Below are 17,010 nucleotides of genomic sequence, written 5' to 3' on the forward strand. Positions count from 1 at the left end.
AGAATTTTGGCAAAGGATTTCCCTAAATAGTAATAGTAAGGGGAGATTTATATATTGAAAACACCAAAATATTCTTGGATTATTTTAATATTTCTTGTTGCTACAGGAATGATCAACCAAGTTGATAAGATTATCATTGGTTTGGTTTCTGTTCCCGTAATGAGGGAGTTGCATTTAAGTCCTTCACAATGGGGATTTGTCGGAAGTTCCTTCTTTTGGTTCTTTATCTTTTCTTCTTTCATTCTTGGTGGCTTGGCCGATTCCAAAAATACGAAAAAAATGTTAACCTGGATCTCATTTGTGTGGTTGCTGGTTCAATTTTCCACACCTTTCGTATCCAGTATTTCTCTACTGGTGGCTACAAGAATGATCTTGGGAGCTGGAGAAGGTCCAGCGGTTGCCATATCAACGTCTTTAATCGGAAAATGGTTCCCGAAACACAGACATGGGATAGGCTTTGGTGCAGTCCTTTTTGGAGCAACAATCGGTCCAGCAATTGCTTCGCCATTACTAATTTCATTGATTAGTCGTAATGGATGGAGAGCTGCTTTTATTGCAATGGGGATTACTGGACTTATTGTGCTTATTTTTTGGATGATTTTCGGTAAAGAAAGTCCGCAAGAAATTGGTTTGCCTAATATTGAGCAAGAGGAACAGCATTCAGCAACCCTCTCTAAGGTTTCTTGGCGCCAGTTTCTACCGCATCTTTTTTCGAGAAATTTTATTTTTACTGTTTTATGTGCTGGCTGTGCCTATTGGTTATTGGCGGTTCAATCGGTATGGTTTCCGGCATACTTTACCAATATTGAACATTTTAACGGTAAAACATTAAAACTGGCTGTGTCATTACCGTTTCTTTTCGCTGCCGTTTGCCAAATTGGATTTGCGCTTATTTCAGACAGGCTTTATCGCAAAACACAAGATATTCGTAAAGCTCGGATAAATCTTGCAGGACTTACGATGCTACTATCTGCTGTTTGTCTATATCTCGCAAGTGTCGTAAATTCTACTGCTATCTCTATTTTACTCTTCATCCTCGCTCCTGGATTTGCGATTGTCATTCTTTCTCTCGCACCAGCTGTGTTGATGGATTTTTTCTCTCCCAAAAATATAGGAAAAGCGCAAGGTACCTACGTAGCACTTTCTAGTTCAGCCAGTATTATTGCTCCGCTTGTTTTCGGGTACCTAGTCCAATATGCCCGGACTCAGTCTATTGGTTATCATTATGGGTTTCAAGTAACTTCATTGATTATGTTCGTTATCGGTTTGTTGTTTTGGATCGGAGTAAGATCCGTAAAGACAAGTCAAAAAACAGTAAAATCTAAGGAGGCAGTGAGTGTATAAAGACCATGAAGAATCGAGGAGGGGGAAGAAATGAGTCAATTTGTAAAGGAAATAGCCGAAATAGAGCGTTGTGTTTCTTGTAATCAAGCATTAGCTATCATGGAGCAAAATCGCAGTGAGTGCTGGGATTGTCGGGAAAAGATATCCGAGACTTACTCTGATGACCATAGTAGTTAAATATGATAAATAGTCGTACAAAATAAAGCTTAAAAATGTGGGGTGTAAATAATTGACAAGGGTCGGAAAGGTAATCGCAACATTTGAAGAAGCAATTCGAGATATTCAGGATGGTGCAACCATTATCGTCGGCGGTTTTGGTCTTTCGGGAATTCCCGAGAGGCTGATTCTAGCGTTACAAAAGAAGGGGACAAGAGACCTGACAATCGTCAGCAACAATTGTGGAGTGGATGATTGGGGGCTCGGTTTACTTCTTGCCAATAAGCAGATAAAGAAAATGGTGGCCAGCTATGTAGGGGAGAACAAGATCTTTGAAAGGCAATTTTTAAGTGGAGAATTAGAAGTTGAACTTGTTCCTCAAGGAACTTTGGCTGAAAGAATTCGGGCCGGAGGAGCCGGTATCCCTGGTTTCTATACACCGACTGGTGTTGGAACGCCAATTGCAGAGGGCAAAGAACATAGGCTTTTTAATGGGAAAATGCACATTCTTGAAGAAGGTATTGTTGGAGATTTTGCTCTCGTCAAGGCATGGAAAGGAGATCGATTAGGAAACCTTGTTTACCGGAAGACGGCACGAAACTTTAATCCACTTGCTGCGACAGCAGGCAGAGTAACGATTGCCGAAGTGGAGGAATTGGTTGAACCAGGTGCCCTTGATCCAGATGAGATTCATACACCTGGGATCTATGTCCAAAGGATACTGAAAGGAACCGGGTATGTAAAAAGAATTGAGCGCCGTACCGTCAAACATCCATTAGCGCACTCTTAAAAGTAATACCTGGTAAACATAATTCTATGCAGTTTTTCTAGGAGGAATAATCAGTGATGGATTCCAGAACAAAAATCATTAAGTGTGCTGTTCAAGAGATTCAAAATGGAATGAATGTAAATCTAGGAATCGGCATGCCCACTTTACTGGCAAACGAAATACCGGATGAAGTCCAGGTATTATTGCAATCTGAAAATGGATTGCTTGGCATTGGTCCCTATCCCGTTGAAGGTAATGAAGATCCTGATCTTATCAATGCTGGGAAAGAAACGGTTACTGCGGTAGTAGGCGGTTCGTTCTTCGATAGTGCTGAGTCCTTTGCCATGATCCGGGGAGGTCATATTGATTTGGCCATCCTAGGCGGTATGGAGGTTTCCGAGCAAGGGGACTTGGCCAATTGGATGATCCCGGGAAAAATGGTTAAGGGTATGGGGGGAGCGATGGACCTTGTCCATGGTGCCAAAAGAATTGTGGTCATAATGGAACACACCAATAAGTACAATGAATCCAAAATCAAAAAACAATGTACTCTCCCGCTGACAGGCCAAGGGGTGGTCCATCGATTGATTACAGATTTAGCAGTATTTGATTTTACATCCGAAGGAATGGTTCTTATGGAAATTCAAGAGGGTGTAACACTTGATGAAGTAATAGGGAAGACTGAGGCATCTTTTACGGTTAGTTCCCATTTAACTTATGGTGGTAGGGTAAGGCAAAAGTCTTCTATAACAATATAGAAGATAAAATGCTTATTTATTCATACTAAAGGGTAAAAAGAGAAGCTCAGATCCAAAAGGGAACAAGATGCTTCTCTTTTTTCTTTCTTAATTCTACTTAATAATCTCAGATTTTAGATATTGAATATATTTATTGGCAAAAGTGGATAAATGTTTATTCTCTGATCGAACCAACCCTAATGAAATATTCACAGCATCATGATTCACGAAATCAACCGGTATGATATCCCCATTGATGACAAGTGGATAGTTTTTCATGACGAAATCAGGAGCAAATGTAATAGCTAGACCTTCAATGATGGCTTGGCCAACTCCATCGATATTATCTGAAGTAAATAGAGTTTTCATGGGCTTATTTTTGTTAAAAAAATCTTGAACAAAATACTGCATAAACTCTCCGTTATATGTGACTAGTGTTTGATCAAGTATCTCTTGAGGAGTTATGGTACCAAGAAATGCCAGGGGGGAATGCTTGGAAACATATACCTTTTGTTTCCCTTCTATTAATGTTTCAAAAACTAATCCTTCTATGTTTATATTTCAATCAGGCGAATATGTAATCAGTCCGATGTCTGTTTTATGTTGTCGGACAGCTTCAATGGCATTCGATCCGCTTTTTTCAGCAATCTCCAAACTTACATGCGGATAATCAACTTTAAAAGCGGCAATCGCTTTTACTAAAAATGTCATTAATCCGGGTAAAGAAGATATTTTAAGTTCTCCCACATCGGTGGAATTGATTAAGTTAGCTGTCTCTTTTATTTCCTCAAGCTTTTTTAGTACTTCATAGGAAAGTTTGAGAATCTTTTTGCCTTCATCAGTTGGAACAGCCCCGTGCCCCCGTGACCGCTTGAGAACTTTAACACCTAACTCTTTTTCCAGGTGTGTAATGGCTTGGCTGATTGTGGATTGGGTTACATGTAGATTCTGTGCTGCTATTGACAGAGAATTGTATTTTGCAACTTCAACTATATATTGTAACTGTTCAATATTCATGGTTGTACCCCTTGTATATTAGTAAAACTAATTTTAAAATTAAAATCTTTAATTTTATTTAATTATAAACTATAAGTATAATGAATATCAATAAGATTTAAAAATCTTAGAATATTCTGAAATATAGGAGGAAATCAAGAATGGCGTTAAACCAATTATTTGACTTAACGGGACAAACCGCAATTGTTACCGGCGGGGGGTCCGGTCTTGGACGTGTAATGGCCCTGGCGTTGGCTGAAGCTGGTGCAAACGTAGTCATTTGCTCACGTCGTAAAGAGATTTGCGAAGAAGTTGTGAAAGAAATTGAAACGTTAGGCGGACAAGCACTTGCCCTGGCGTTGGATGTGACAGATCCTGAATCTGTGGTTCAAGGAGTGGAGAAAGTTGTTTCTCAATTCGGAAAAATCGAGATCTTAGTGAATAACTGCGGAACGGTTTTTGAAGCTCCGGCTGCGGAAATGCCTTTAGAACAATGGCAATCAATGCTCAATACAAATGTAACAGGAACATTTTTGATGTGTCAGGCTGTTGGAAAACATATGATTAATAGCGAATATGGTAAAATCATTAATATTTCTTCCAGTATCGGCTTTAAAGGTACTGACCCGGAAGCCGTAGATTCTGTAGGATATACAACAAGTAAAGGTGCAGTAATGACCTTAACAAAGGATCTTGCAGTTAAGTGGGGCCGCCATGGAGTGAATGTCAATTCAATTGCTCCTGGAGTGTTCACTACTGGAATGAATAACCCAGAAATCCCGGGAACTCTAGTAAACAAAGCTGGTGATTTCATTGCCGCCCAAGTTCCAGTGAGAAGATTGGGAAGAGACAGTGATTTAGCAGGAGCAGTCCTTTACTTTGCATCAACAGCTTCTGATTATTGTACGGGACAAATATTGGTTATCGATGGTGGCCTTGGTGCAAAGTAAATTTCAGCAAAAACATAGCTGCTTAATCTATCAATTTAATAGTGTATGTTATTAATACTAATATATATATTAAAAATAGCCATTTTACTTAAATAATCATTAAAATAAACTAAAATTAATCAATTTGCTCTTGTTATTTAGTTGAATAATGGAAGCGCTAACAATGACAAAAAACTTTGAAAGAGGCGATAGAAATGGAAGAAGTAAAAGAAGTAGTAGCATATCATGCCAATAATGTTTGTCCAGATGATTTACCTTAGATTCCTTATTTTGGAGATGCAAAATTTAAACTGCTTAAGGCTAACCCTGTGACAGGGCAAACAGTTACATTATTATATGTCCCTGCGAGTATGCAGCTTCCGGCCCACTTCCATCCAGGAACTGTAATAGTTTACACCGTTCAAGGCTCTTGGAGATATCTAGAGGATGATTGGGTCTCCAAACCGGGCGATATGGTTTATGAGCCTGCAGGGTCCAAACATACACCTCAGGCTGTAGGGGATGAAGATGTTGTTACCTTTAATATAGTAGAAGGAACACTAGATTACATCGGAGAGAATGGGGAAATTCTAGCAAGAGACAATTGGGAAACATTCCTGAAAAGATATCATGAACATTGTGCCGCTGAAGGTATTGAACCAATTGACGTAACAAAATTTTAAAGACAGCAAAGCAAACTATCCCATGTGACAATATATGTGAGAGTATGTAAATTAGGGTGACTTCTTTAATGGAGTCATAACGAAATTTTAAAGAGAGCAAAGCAACCTAGCCCATGTGATAATATATGTGACAATATATGTGAGAGTATGTAAATTGGGGGTGACTTCTTTTAAAGGAGTCATCTTTTTTTATGTCTATTCCTATAGAGTTCATCAAGGAAAAATAATGCGACTTATATTATTAGTGGAACTTAATTACAAATTAATTTTTTTAATTTTATTTAATTAAAATTAATGATTATAATCGAAATAAGATTTGAAAATATTTGAATATTCTCAATCTATAAAAATAGAGTTTCAACATAATTAAAACACGGAGGACTTAACGGGGGATGCCAACAGAAACTGTTTTGATTACAGGTGCTACTAAAGGGATCGGTTTGGAATTCGCAAAGGTTTTCGCAGGTAATCGCTATAACTTGGTATTAGTTGCAAGAGACGCAGCGTTGTTGGAACAACAAGCCGAGACTTTTAAAAAGGATTTTGGCGTGGAAGTCGAGACATTTGCCGGTGATTTGAGCAGCCATACAACGGTAGACAGCTTGCATATGTATTTGAAAAGTAAAGGAATCGATACGGATATTTTGATTAACAATGCGGGTGCCGGTGGATTAGGGCTGATGACGGAACTGGATATTCAGAAAGAAATAGGTTACTTGCAGCTCAATATGATTTCGCTCACGTATTTAACTAAATTAATAGCGGATGAAATGGTGAAACGAAAGAAAGGTAAAATTTTAAACATAGCTTCAACAGCGGCCTTTCAGCCTACTCCAGGGATGGCGATGTATGGAGCAAGCAAATCGTATGTCTTATCCTTTACGGAAGCCATTGCGGAAGAGCTGAAAGGAACGGGAGTTCAAGTTTGTGCGTTATGCCCGCCTTCCACCAAAACTCCGCTTACTGAGCAATTAGCCACAACAGGTACGAAATTGTTCATTAAGGACTTGATGGATCCGCATGCAGTTGCCCGGTTTGGCTTTGAGGGGTTAATGAAGAATAAAAAGGTGATCATCCCAGGCTTTAAAAATAAACTCATGTCTAAATCTGTGGGGTTGCTGCCTAGGAAATGGGTAACTATCTATACACGAAGGCTGATTGAGCAAAAGGTGTAAATATACTGGAATTCCCAGTCGACGAATTTACACGGATGGTCATAGGATCGTTCCGGTACAAATTTGCGCGTAAGGAACAAATAAGCGAACGAGCGCTCAATCAACTGTCAAGTTTAAAGAATCTATGGTTTTTTGAAGCAATTTTAAAAGCTTGAGTTTATAAAAACATATTTAAAGGAGACCAAAAAATGAACTTTCAATTATCAGAAGAGCATGAAATGATGAGAAAAATGGTGAGTGAGTTTGCGCTGAAAGAATGTGAGCCGACTGCAGCGCAGCGTGATGAAGAAGAATACTTTGATATCAACATTTGGCACAAAATGGCGGAGCTTGGTTTATGCGGGATCCCTTGGCCGGAGGAGTATGGAGGTGCAGGTGCCGATTATTTGAGCTATGTGATCGCAGTGGAAGAGTTGTCACGAGTAGATGCTTCCCTAGGGACAACGCTATCTGCTCACACATCGTTAGCCGGATGGCCGGTATATAAGTTTGGAACGGAACAGCAAAAGCAAAAATATTTGCGGGCCATGGCAGAAGGAAGAAGCATGGGGGCTTATTGCTTGACAGAACCTGGATCTGGATCAGACTCCAGCGGGATGAAAACTACGGCTGTTCCTGACGGGGATGAGTGGGTTTTGAACGGTTCAAAGATTTTTATTACGAACGGAGGCTATGCGGACATCTATATCGTATTTGCTCAGACCAACCCGGAATTAAGGCATAAGGGAATTACAGCATTTATTGTGGAGAAGGATTTCCTTGGGTTCTCTGTAGGGAAAAAGGAGAAAAAGATGGGAATCCGCTCTTCCGCAACAACGGAAGTAATTTTTGATGGTTGCCGTGTTCCAAAAGAAAACCTTCTGGGCCAAGTGGGTGAAGGTTTCAAGATTGCGATGATGACTCTTGACGGAGGAAGAAACGGAATTGCTGCACAGGCAGTGGGTATCGCTCAAGGATCCTTTGATAAAGCGCTTACGTATGCGAAGGAACGGATTCAATTCGGAAAACCAATCTCCGCGCTTCAAGCTATCCAATTTAAGTTAGCGGATATGGCGGTTAAAATCGAAGCTTCCCGTTTGTTGACCTATCAAGCGGCATGGCGTGAGGATAAAGGGATTACATATGGACTTCAATCTGCGATGTCTAAACTTTTTGCTGGAGACACCGCAATGGAAGTGTCAGTTGAGGCATTGCAAGTATTTGGCGGATATGGTTACACAAGGGAATATCCCGTGGAACGCTATATGAGAGATGCCAAGATCACTCAAATCTATGAAGGAACGCAAGAGATTCAGCGTCTTGTTATTGCTGGAAATTTGCTCAAAGATTAGAGAAAATTCAAATTCACTAACGAGCAATTGAAAGAGAACAAATTTAATAGAGGTAATGGGGTTGTGTTAAAGCAGTAGAGCATGTTAGTGGAAAAAGGAAAAATAAAAGAATAAAGAGCGATAGACAAAAAGCCTGACAACCTGGTAGTGAGGAGAAGTACTGGCGAAAAACAGTGTAGGTGAAGTAAAAGTTTCCAGGATTTTTGATGGCGCATTGCCTACAAGGAATTTATAGATTAAAAAATTACTTCAAGGGGAGACAAAAAATGAACATCCTGGTTTTGATGAAACAAACATTCGATACTGAAGAGAAAATTGTACTCCAAAACGGCACCATTAGTGAAAAAGGTGTAAATTTCATCATTAATCCTTACGATGAATATGCGATTGAAGAAGCCATCCAATTGCGTGAAGAACATGGTGGAGAAGTAACGGTTATCACTGTTGGGCCGGAACGGTCAGAGAATGCATTACGTACGGCGCTTGCCATGGGTGTAGATAAAGCGGTGAGAGTGGATAGCGAAGATCTAAATCTTGATCAATACAGTACAGCGAAAATCCTGGAGGCAGTTATTAAAAATCGGGATTTTGACATCATACTCGGAGGTAATATGGCGGTTGATAATAGTAGTGGACAAGTAGGGCCGCGGCTTGCAGAGGCACTCAATATTCCACAAATGACCACGATTACAAAACTGGAGATTGATGGAAACAGGGCGATTGTCGAACGTGATGTGGAAGGAGATAAAGAGGTTATCATCGTTTCACTCCCAGTTTTGGTCACAGCGCAACAGGGATTAAATGAACCGCGTTATCCTTCACTTCCCGGCATCATGAAAGCGAAGAAAAAACCAATCGAGCGCTTAGAGATTGGTAATTTAGAATTCGATGAAGTTCTAGAAGTAAAAACTATTCCTACAGAGATATTTTTTCCACCGAAAAAAGGTGCAGTCCGAATGCTAAACGGGGAGATTAAGGCTCAAGTTTCTGAACTGGCTGTACTTCTTCGCAGTAAATCGAAGGTCATTTAACATAGGAGGTCATACCAACATGAGAAAAGTACTTGTAGTGACGGAAGCTAAAGCTGGAAAATTAAGAGGTGTTTCACTTGAGGCGCTGACTGCAGCGCAACGCATTGCGGAAGGCGGGGAAATTATTGTAGTCGCTTACGGCAGTGCTGCCACACATTATGCAAATGTTTTTGGAAAACATGGAGCAAATAAAGTTTATATCGTTGGCAATGAAGAACTTGATGTATATACGACCGATGCTTACTCTCAAGCATTATGCCAGATAATCGATCATGTTGATCCACAAGCGATTCTCATGCCCCACACAGCAATCGGGAAAGATCTTGCACCGCGCATTGCGGGGCGTTACGGTCTAGGACTTGTGTCCGACATAGTTGATGTTCAAGTTGAAGACGATGACGTAATCTTTACACGTCCAATATACTCAGGAAGAGCGTTTGAGAAAAGGAAAGTAATATCTGGTATTCCATTCGCAACTGTCCGGCCGAATAACATCCCAGTGGAAGGAAGTAGCGGACCGATTGAGATTGTGCGTTTTTATGCTGATGTAAAAGACTTAAGGACGATTGTAAAAGAAGTAATACGAAAAGCAACAGGCGGTGTCGATCTATCAGAAGCGAAAGTAGTGATTTCTGGTGGTCGCGGTGTTAAATCGTCCGAAGGTTTTAAGCTGCTTCAGGAACTGGCAGATGTACTGGGTGGAGCGGTAGGTGCTTCCCGCGGTGCATGCGACGCTGAGTACTGCGATTATTCAATGCAAATCGGACAGACGGGAAAAGTCGTCACCCCTGATTTGTATATTGCCTGTGGGATATCCGGTGCCATTCAGCATTTAGCTGGTATGTCCAATTCTAAAATTGTCGTGGCCATTAACAAAGACCCAGAAGCCCCAATCTTCCAAATCGCAGATTATGGTATTGTGGGTGACTTGTTTGAGGTGGTTCCACTTCTAACGGAAGAATTCAAAAGAATGCTGGTAAACTCTTAACACATAAGAGATTATTGAAAAATTCCATTTTAATAAGAATAGCAAATTTTCATAAATAAAAATTCGGATAATAGGAGGAGAAAAGGATGACTGAAATCTTCAACTTTTATGAAACCTGGAAAGAGTATTATTCCAAATACACTAACTTATTAGATGAGAAAATGTCGAAGGAATTTCCTTCTCAATGGATAGGACAGCTGTTGGAAATGAACCTTCAATTCAAGAAAATGGTGAATGAAACAACAGAACGTTATTTTGAATCTGTAAATCTGCCATCAAAGAAGGATCTTGGCCATATTTCTACCCAGATTGTCAATTTAGATGCCAAGGTGGATGATATGGAGGAATTCGTCCAAGAATCGATTGATAATCAAGGAGATTTGGTGACAAGGCGAAATGATATCCTAAATTTAAAAAAGGATATGAAGAGTCTTGATAATAAGCTAAATCAAATCATTAATCTATTAAATCCCCCAAGTAGTATCAAAACAAATAATTCATAAATGTTTCTTTAAAATTAACCATTCATTATTAATCTATTTAAGGGGTGTAGTCATGAGCGTTCTTTTTTCAGCAGAATACGAAAAATTATTTGAAAACATGCCTAATGATTATCAACAGATGTATAGACGTGCAAAAATAGCGACCAAAGTATTAATGCAGGAAGCTGAGCCTGAAGTGGGACCAACACCGAAAGAAGTTATCTGGTCCAGAAATAAAACGAAACTGTATCGATATTTTTCTGAACATCAGAAAAAACATAGAATTCCGCTTCTATTGATTTATGCTTTGATCAATAAACCCTATATCATGGATTTAGCCAAGGGGAGCAGTCTAGTTGAATATCTGGTCAATCGGGGGTTTGATGTCTATCTCCTCGACTGGGGTACACCAGGCTCCGAAGATAGAAATATGAAATTGGATGATTATATTTTGGACTATATTCCGCGTGCAGTTCGTAAGATAATGCGGAAATCCGACGCGAAAGAAGTGTCAATCCTTGGTTACTGCATGGGCGGTACGATAACATCCATATTTTCAGCACTGCATCCTGAATTGCCAATTCGCAACCTTGTTTTTATGACAACCCCTTTTGATTTTGAAGAAACTGGACTATACGGTGCTATGCTGGATGAGCAGTATTTTGATATTGATAAAGTGGTCCAAACACTCGGTAATATTCCACCTGAAATGATTGACATGGGAAACAAATTGCTCAAACCGATGGCTAACTTTTACGGGCCATATGTCAGTCTTTTCGATCGTGCAGAGGATGAAGGTTTCGTAAGGGGCTTTAAACTTTTGCAAAAATGGTTAAACGACGGGATTCCATTTCCAGGTGAAAGCTACCGTCAGTGGATTAGAGATTTTTATCAACAAAACAAATTGATTAAAGGGGAACTGATGATCCGCGGCCGACAGGTCAGCCTTAAGGAAATCACCGCCAATGTGTTGAACCTATCGGGTGAAATGGATAATATTGCTCCGCCGCATCAAGTAGAAGCATTGATGAATCACATCTCCAGCAAAGATAAACAATATATCAAATTACCTGTTGGACATACTTCTATTGCTTTTGGAAGTAAAGCTTCAAAAATTACGTATCCAACGATTGGTGACTGGTTGGAAGAACGGTCCAGCTAAAGGAGGAGACCTTTCAAATGAAATAGTCTTCATTTTCAAATTAAAGCAGGATAAGAAAAGATAATAAGAATGAATACAATCTAACACCATAAATAAGCAAGGATTAATATAGGAAATGAGGGAGTAAGTATGTTTCAAAAGGGCTTAAAAAATGTAGTAGCTGCTGAAACCGCTATAAGCTTGGTTGATGGAGAACAAGGAAGATTAATTTATAGGGGTTACAATGCGAAAGAATTAGCTTTACATTATTCTTTTGAAGAAGTCGCCTATTTAATCTGGTTTGGATACTTGCCGGGAGATCAAGAAAAACAAATCGTTTCTGAATTGTTGGCAAATAATCGTTATTTACCTTCCTATATTTATTCATTAATTCAAACACTTCCTCTTGACATGGAGATCATGAGCCAAGTCCGAACTGCCATATCTGCTTTAGGTACGAAGGAATTTGGCTGGAAGCCTACTATTGAACAGGCAATTCGATTAACTGCAGTTATTCCCGTCATTACGGCCATGATTTATCGAAAAGTAAACGGTAAAGAGATTGTAAAGCCAAGTAAGGAAATGGGGCATGTTGAAAACTATCTCTATATGTTAACCGGCGAGCGACCTTCTTTTGCCTATACAAAGGCGCTGGAGGCTTATATGATATTAACGATGGAGCATGGGATGAACGCCTCAACCTTTACATCCAGAGTGGTGTCCTCTACAGAATCGGATATAGTTTCTGCCGTAACAGGAGCGATTGGAGCAATGAAGGGTCCATTGCATGGCGGCGCACCTACTGGCGTAATAGACATGTTAAATGAGATTAAGGATAAGGAAACTGCGGAAACTTGGATTCGCCAAAAGCTGGAAAGGAAAGAATATCTAATGGGCTTTGGGCACCGTGTTTATAAAACACGCGATCCACGGGCAGAAGCGCTAAGTGAAATTGTGAAACAAGTTGGAGCGGATGATGCATCTCTGGAACTCGCCTCTTATGTTGAACAGCTTGCAGTTCAGTTGCTGGAGGAATATAAACCGGGAAGAAAGCTCAATACGAACGTTGAATTTTATGCAGCTGCAGTGATGAAGGCAATTGATATGTCTCCTAGTTTGTTTACACCAACTTTTACTGTAAGCCGGATGGTTGGCTGGACAGCCCATGTCATTGAACAGTCACTAGATAATACCATTTTCCGTCCAGAAGCAAAATATATTGGGAAACAATCCGAGAAGCTTGAGCTCTTAGGTGAGTCTCGCAAGGCAATAGAAGTAGCTAGCTTAACGTAAGTAAGTATGATTAAGAAAAGACAAATGGAACTAGAAAGGGCGAATATTTCGTTTCTCTGTGTCCCGCTTGGGGGCGGGAGGAATCCGATACCTCATGCGACAATATATGTGACAGTTTATGCGATAGTTTAAGTAAATTTGAGGTGACTTCTTCTAAAGAAGTCATCTTTTATGTCTATTCCTACAGAGTTCATCAAGGACCAATAATGCGATTCCGAATATTAGTGATACTTAATTACAATTTAAAATTTTTAATTTTATTTAATTAATATTAATGATTATAATCGAATTAAGATTTAAAAATATTTGAATATTCTTAATCCTGGGAAATGGAATTTCAACAGATTATTAAGACACGGAGGACTTAACGGGGGATGCCAACAGAAACTGTTATGATTACAGGTGCTACTAAAGGGATCGGCTTAGAATTCGCAAAGGTTTTAGCAATTTTAAAAACTTAAATTAATAAAAACAAATTTAAAAGAGACAAAAAATGAACTTTCAATTGTCAGCCATGTCGGCTAGCTTTAATTGCGTGGTTTAAATCTATCCAAGTAGGAGGAATTGAATTGACAGAAATAAAAGGGCTCGAAAAAAATGGTTCAGGGTTAAACCAATTATTGAATCATTCGATTCAAATTATAGATGATTGGGATAAAAGGGAGAATTCTCGAGAGGATGTTCTTCTTCAATTTATAAAGCAATTGGCTGAAAATGTAAAACAAAATCAAACAAATTTAAATAAACTTATAATCCGTTTTGTCAAAGAACTCTTTGAATGGGAAGAAATCTCCCGGGAAGAACTATTATCTTCAACTGCATCTTTAAACAATCTGTTTCTTTTTCAATCCTATGAAGAAATTAATAATCAAGTTGATCAGATTAAAAAACAATCATCTGAGGTCCTAACAGGACTTTTAAACAATCTGTTAAAAAGTGAGTATCCAGATACTATCAAATCCACTTTGGAAAAATATATTGAAAACAGAAGAAATAATCGAGAGCTATATGTGAAAAATGCAAATCAAATGTTTTCGATTATCCAAACAAGTCAGAAAACATTCTTTAATTTCGTGACAAATCCATTTAAGAATTCCTTTCTATCCTATTAATTGCTATCAGTAACTTTCGGGTAATAAAAAATACTAGATTTGACACATAGATAATTTGAAAATATGGAAAAATTAATGAAGGAGTGAAAGTATGTGGGTGTGTATCAAACATATGAAAGAAACCTTGCCATTGTTAGAAACTCCTCATGTTACCAAAGCCTCGTATCAAATTAAGTGTTCACTATGTGATAATCTTGCTAGTGCAAAAATTCATTATAGTTACTTAACCTACCATTTTACTAAAAAGGAGCCAATGGATTCATCCCCAGTAAATTGTGCTAAAAAAACGGGTTAAATTTATATCGAGAAAAAACTTAATATTTCCAAAATTGTAAGCGAATATCAAACTTTGTAAATACCTTTACATATAAATAGGAGGTCTAGTACTTTGAAGTTTGATATAAATATATAATTTGTCAAATCAGCTGAAATCAATATGGAGGTACAACCAATGATCAAAATGCTTGAAATCAGAGAAATGTTGAGATTAGTTGAACAATCATCTCTCGAAAAATTAGAAGTTATAAATAGTAGTTTCCGAATTTCAATCAAAAAAGGGTCTACAAAACAAACTTTTACAGTAAACGAAACGGTACAACAACTTGTTAATATATCTGAGGAGCAAATTTCCGACACATCCGAGGCAATGGAAAGTTTAGTGGATGAAAATCCTCAACCGCACGTGCTTCAATCCTATTATGTAGGAAAGTTTCAACCTTTATTAAAAAAAGGGGATATCGTGGAAATCGGATCACAAATTGGACATTGTACCGTGGAAGCCCTCAAGTTAACCCATGAAATTAAATCAGATATTAATGGTGTAATTGAGAATATCCTGGTTGAAGAGGGACAGCTCGTCGATTTTGGGCAGCCGCTATATAAAGTTGCAGTCAGAAAGGAAATGGCACATGTTTAAAAAGATACTTATTGCTAATCGTGGCGAGATTGCCGTTCGTGTGATCAGGGCTTGTAAAGAAATGGGGATTAAAACGGTTGCCGTTTACTCAGAAGCTGACCATGAAGCATTGCATGTGAGCATGGCAGATGAATCGTATTGTATTGGACCAACCGCCACTAAGGAAAGTTATCTAAATATCACGAATATCATCAGCATTGCCTTATTAACCAATGCGGATGCCATTCATCCCGGATATGGATTTTTAGCGGAAAATGCAACCTTTGCGGAAATTTGCCTTGATTGTAACATTTCGTTTATCGGCCCCGATCCTAAAGCCATTAACAAAATGGGAGATAAGGCTGTCGCAAGAGAAACCATGAAGAAGGTTGGGGTACCTACTGTGCCTGGTACGGATGGTCTGATCAAAGACCTGGAAGTAGCGGTAATGATTGCAAAGGAAATTGGATTTCCAGTCATTGTAAAGGCAACAGCTGGCGGTGGAGGCAAGGGCATGCGGGTAGCAGAGAATGAAGAGGAACTGCGAAAAGCGATCCGCCAAGCGCAGAAGGAAGCAGAAACGGCGTTTGGAAATCCAGGTGTATATCTTGAGAAATATGTTGAGGAACCTCGTCATGTTGAAATACAAATTATCGGGGACATGCACGGAAATGTTGTTTATTTAGGCGAAAGAGATTGTTCTATCCAGCGCCGCCATCAAAAGCTGGTTGAAGAAGCACCATCACCAGCGATTGAACAAGGGCTCCGGGAACAGATGGGCGTTGCAGCTGTAAGTGCTGCAACAGCTGTTGATTACCATGGAGCCGGTACCGTTGAATTTCTGTTGGATAAACACGGTAATTTCTATTTCATGGAAATGAACACTCGTATTCAAGTTGAACATCCTGTTACGGAATTAATAACGGGTATTGACTTAATTAAGGAGCAGATTTTAGTGGCAGCTGGATATCCGCTTTCCTTTAACCAAAGTGATATTAAAATAAACGGCTGGGCAATCGAATGCCGTATCAATGCCGAGAATCCAGCAAAGAACTTTATGCCATCACCAGGGAAAGTAGAAACTTATCTGCCTCCAGGTGGTTACGGTGTAAGAGTGGATAGTGCTGTTTATCCAGGTTGTGTGATCTCGCCTTTCTATGATTCGATGGTCGCAAAGTTGATTGTTTGGGGAAAAGACCGCGAAGAAGCCATTCAACGTATGAAAAGGGCCCTTGATGAATTTGTCATCAGTGGCATCCACACTACGATTCCGTTTCATTTAACATTACTTGAACATGAATCCTTTGTAAAAGGGGAGTTTAATACAAAATTTCTTGAATTGAATCCATTGCAGATAGAGGCATAAGGCTTATTAACATTTATAAAGGAGAGACACCTAATGTTTAAAATCCAGGAAATTAGAGAAATGATCAAGCTCATCGATGATTCCTCCATTGAACAATTAGAAATTGAAGAAGGCGATTCGAAAATTTCGATCCAAAGAAATGTTTCAACAAACCATTCTACCGTTCAGGAAAGGGAAAATATTACGGTGCTGGCAAATCAGCCTGTCACTCAACCAGCTATGGAATCCAAAACTAATGCCATCAAGGAACTTACAAAAACACAGGTTGAAGCAGCTGCTGCCAAGGAAGGGGTCGAAAAGGTACATAAAAGAGCTCAATTTAGTTCCAACGAAAATCTTTCTAAAATCGTATCCCCTATGGTGGGAATTTTCTATCGAGCACCAGCTGAGGATGCCGCACCTTTTGTTAGTATTGGTGAGAAAGTTGAAAAATCTACAGTTGTATGCATACTCGAGGCAATGAAACTCTTTAATGAAATTGAAGCTGAAATGAACGGCGAAATTGTTGATGTCCTCGTAGAAAATGGTCAGCTGGTGGAACATGGGCAGCCTCTCTTTTTAGTGAAACCGAAATCATAAGAA

At 39.2% G+C, this 17,010-nt stretch carries 17 protein-coding genes and 1 pseudogene; 17 read left to right on the forward strand and 1 reads right to left on the reverse strand.

Annotated features, from left to right (window positions below; all coding sequences use genetic code 11):
* Nucleotides 1–54 precede the first annotated feature (54 nt).
* The 4 genes from J2Y67_RS03735 to J2Y67_RS03750 are packed head-to-tail and all read left to right on the forward strand — an operon-like array spanning nt 55 to nt 3,027.
* The gene (locus tag J2Y67_RS03735) at nt 55–1,344 is read left to right on the forward strand and encodes an MFS transporter (RefSeq protein ID WP_310170730.1); all 1,290 of its coding nucleotides are present in this window, start codon (nt 55–57) and stop codon (nt 1,342–1,344) included.
* A gap of 30 nt (nt 1,345–1,374) precedes the next feature.
* Complete coding sequence (locus J2Y67_RS03740; RefSeq protein ID WP_310170732.1) at nt 1,375–1,521, forward strand: hypothetical protein; 147 nt, start codon at nt 1,375–1,377, stop codon at nt 1,519–1,521.
* Nucleotides 1,522–1,573: 52 nt separating this feature from the next.
* Nucleotides 1,574–2,290 (forward strand): CoA transferase subunit A, encoded by a 717-nt coding sequence (locus tag J2Y67_RS03745; protein ID WP_310170734.1) that lies wholly within the window; start codon nt 1,574–1,576, stop codon nt 2,288–2,290.
* 56 nt (nt 2,291–2,346) lie between these two features.
* Nucleotides 2,347–3,027, forward strand: a complete 681-nt coding sequence (locus J2Y67_RS03750) for a 3-oxoacid CoA-transferase subunit B (protein WP_396954040.1) — start codon at nt 2,347–2,349, stop codon at nt 3,025–3,027.
* 93 nt (nt 3,028–3,120) lie between these two features.
* Here J2Y67_RS03750 and J2Y67_RS03755 read toward each other — a convergent pair.
* Nucleotides 3,121–4,023 (reverse strand): annotated as a pseudogene (locus J2Y67_RS03755) (LysR family transcriptional regulator).
* A 140-nt stretch (nt 4,024–4,163) separates the two neighbouring features.
* Here J2Y67_RS03755 and J2Y67_RS03760 point away from each other — a divergent pair.
* The 13 genes from J2Y67_RS03760 to accB all read left to right on the forward strand — a co-directional run bounded on the left by J2Y67_RS03760 (nt 4,164) and on the right by accB (nt 17,007).
* Nucleotides 4,164–4,952, forward strand: coding sequence for a glucose 1-dehydrogenase (locus J2Y67_RS03760; RefSeq protein WP_310170740.1), 789 nt, complete (start codon nt 4,164–4,166; stop codon nt 4,950–4,952).
* Between the two features lie 290 nt (nt 4,953–5,242).
* On the forward strand, nt 5,243–5,614 hold the full coding sequence (locus tag J2Y67_RS03765) for a 2,4'-dihydroxyacetophenone dioxygenase family protein (protein ID WP_310171173.1): 372 nt from the start codon (nt 5,243–5,245) through the stop codon (nt 5,612–5,614).
* Between the two features lie 392 nt (nt 5,615–6,006).
* The gene (locus J2Y67_RS03770) at nt 6,007–6,789 is read left to right on the forward strand and encodes an SDR family NAD(P)-dependent oxidoreductase (protein ID WP_310170743.1); all 783 of its coding nucleotides are present in this window, start codon (nt 6,007–6,009) and stop codon (nt 6,787–6,789) included.
* Between the two features lie 188 nt (nt 6,790–6,977).
* On the forward strand, nt 6,978–8,120 hold the full coding sequence (locus J2Y67_RS03775) for an acyl-CoA dehydrogenase (protein ID WP_310170745.1): 1,143 nt from the start codon (nt 6,978–6,980) through the stop codon (nt 8,118–8,120).
* Between the two features lie 266 nt (nt 8,121–8,386).
* Complete coding sequence (locus J2Y67_RS03780) at nt 8,387–9,151, forward strand: electron transfer flavoprotein subunit beta/FixA family protein (RefSeq protein WP_310170748.1); 765 nt, start codon at nt 8,387–8,389, stop codon at nt 9,149–9,151.
* A gap of 19 nt (nt 9,152–9,170) precedes the next feature.
* Entirely contained in the window at nt 9,171–10,139 is a 969-nt protein-coding gene (locus tag J2Y67_RS03785; protein ID WP_310170751.1) for an electron transfer flavoprotein subunit alpha/FixB family protein, read from the forward strand.
* 86 nt (nt 10,140–10,225) lie between these two features.
* Complete coding sequence (locus J2Y67_RS03790) at nt 10,226–10,642, forward strand: polyhydroxyalkanoic acid synthase subunit PhaR (RefSeq protein ID WP_310170754.1); 417 nt, start codon at nt 10,226–10,228, stop codon at nt 10,640–10,642.
* Between the two features lie 52 nt (nt 10,643–10,694).
* Nucleotides 10,695–11,783 carry a class III poly(R)-hydroxyalkanoic acid synthase subunit PhaC gene (gene phaC, locus J2Y67_RS03795; RefSeq protein WP_310170757.1) on the forward strand — a complete coding sequence of 363 codons (1,089 nt, stop codon included), beginning with the start codon at nt 10,695–10,697 and terminating at the stop codon, nt 11,781–11,783.
* A gap of 129 nt (nt 11,784–11,912) precedes the next feature.
* Nucleotides 11,913–13,055 (forward strand): citrate synthase/methylcitrate synthase, encoded by a 1,143-nt coding sequence (locus J2Y67_RS03800; RefSeq protein WP_310170761.1) that lies wholly within the window; start codon nt 11,913–11,915, stop codon nt 13,053–13,055.
* 569 nt (nt 13,056–13,624) lie between these two features.
* The gene (locus J2Y67_RS03805; RefSeq protein WP_310170764.1) at nt 13,625–14,167 is read left to right on the forward strand and encodes a hypothetical protein; all 543 of its coding nucleotides are present in this window, start codon (nt 13,625–13,627) and stop codon (nt 14,165–14,167) included.
* Between the two features lie 451 nt (nt 14,168–14,618).
* Complete coding sequence (locus tag J2Y67_RS03810; RefSeq protein WP_310170766.1) at nt 14,619–15,083, forward strand: acetyl-CoA carboxylase biotin carboxyl carrier protein; 465 nt, start codon at nt 14,619–14,621, stop codon at nt 15,081–15,083.
* Entirely contained in the window at nt 15,076–16,428 is a 1,353-nt protein-coding gene (gene accC / locus J2Y67_RS03815) for an acetyl-CoA carboxylase biotin carboxylase subunit (RefSeq protein WP_310170768.1), read from the forward strand. The genes J2Y67_RS03810 and accC overlap by 8 nt, the downstream gene beginning before the upstream one ends.
* 33 nt (nt 16,429–16,461) lie before the next feature.
* Nucleotides 16,462–17,007 carry an acetyl-CoA carboxylase biotin carboxyl carrier protein gene (gene accB / locus J2Y67_RS03820; protein ID WP_310170770.1) on the forward strand — a complete coding sequence of 182 codons (546 nt, stop codon included), beginning with the start codon at nt 16,462–16,464 and terminating at the stop codon, nt 17,005–17,007.
* The last annotated feature ends 3 nt before the right edge of the window (nt 17,008–17,010 follow it).

Source organism: Neobacillus niacini (genome assembly GCF_031456445.1).
In the GTDB taxonomy this organism is placed as follows: Bacteria; Bacillota; Bacilli; order Bacillales; family Cytobacillaceae; genus Neobacillus; species Neobacillus niacini_I.

Coding starts and splice junctions, on each gene's coding strand:
- J2Y67_RS03740 (WP_310170732.1), top strand. CDS start 1,375: ATGAGTCAATTTGTAAAGGAAATAGCCGAAATAGAGCGTTGTGTTTCT.
- J2Y67_RS03750 (WP_396954040.1), top strand. CDS start 2,347: ATGGATTCCAGAACAAAAATCATTAAGTGTGCTGTTCAAGAGATTCAA.
- J2Y67_RS03760 (WP_310170740.1), top strand. CDS start 4,164: ATGGCGTTAAACCAATTATTTGACTTAACGGGACAAACCGCAATTGTT.
- J2Y67_RS03770 (WP_310170743.1), top strand. CDS start 6,007: ATGCCAACAGAAACTGTTTTGATTACAGGTGCTACTAAAGGGATCGGT.
- J2Y67_RS03775 (WP_310170745.1), top strand. CDS start 6,978: ATGAACTTTCAATTATCAGAAGAGCATGAAATGATGAGAAAAATGGTG.
- J2Y67_RS03780 (WP_310170748.1), top strand. CDS start 8,387: ATGAACATCCTGGTTTTGATGAAACAAACATTCGATACTGAAGAGAAA.
- J2Y67_RS03785 (WP_310170751.1), top strand. CDS start 9,171: ATGAGAAAAGTACTTGTAGTGACGGAAGCTAAAGCTGGAAAATTAAGA.
- J2Y67_RS03790 (WP_310170754.1), top strand. CDS start 10,226: ATGACTGAAATCTTCAACTTTTATGAAACCTGGAAAGAGTATTATTCC.
- phaC (WP_310170757.1), top strand. CDS start 10,695: ATGAGCGTTCTTTTTTCAGCAGAATACGAAAAATTATTTGAAAACATG.
- J2Y67_RS03800 (WP_310170761.1), top strand. CDS start 11,913: ATGTTTCAAAAGGGCTTAAAAAATGTAGTAGCTGCTGAAACCGCTATA.
- J2Y67_RS03810 (WP_310170766.1), top strand. CDS start 14,619: ATGATCAAAATGCTTGAAATCAGAGAAATGTTGAGATTAGTTGAACAA.
- accC (WP_310170768.1), top strand. CDS start 15,076: ATGTTTAAAAAGATACTTATTGCTAATCGTGGCGAGATTGCCGTTCGT.
- accB (WP_310170770.1), top strand. CDS start 16,462: ATGTTTAAAATCCAGGAAATTAGAGAAATGATCAAGCTCATCGATGAT.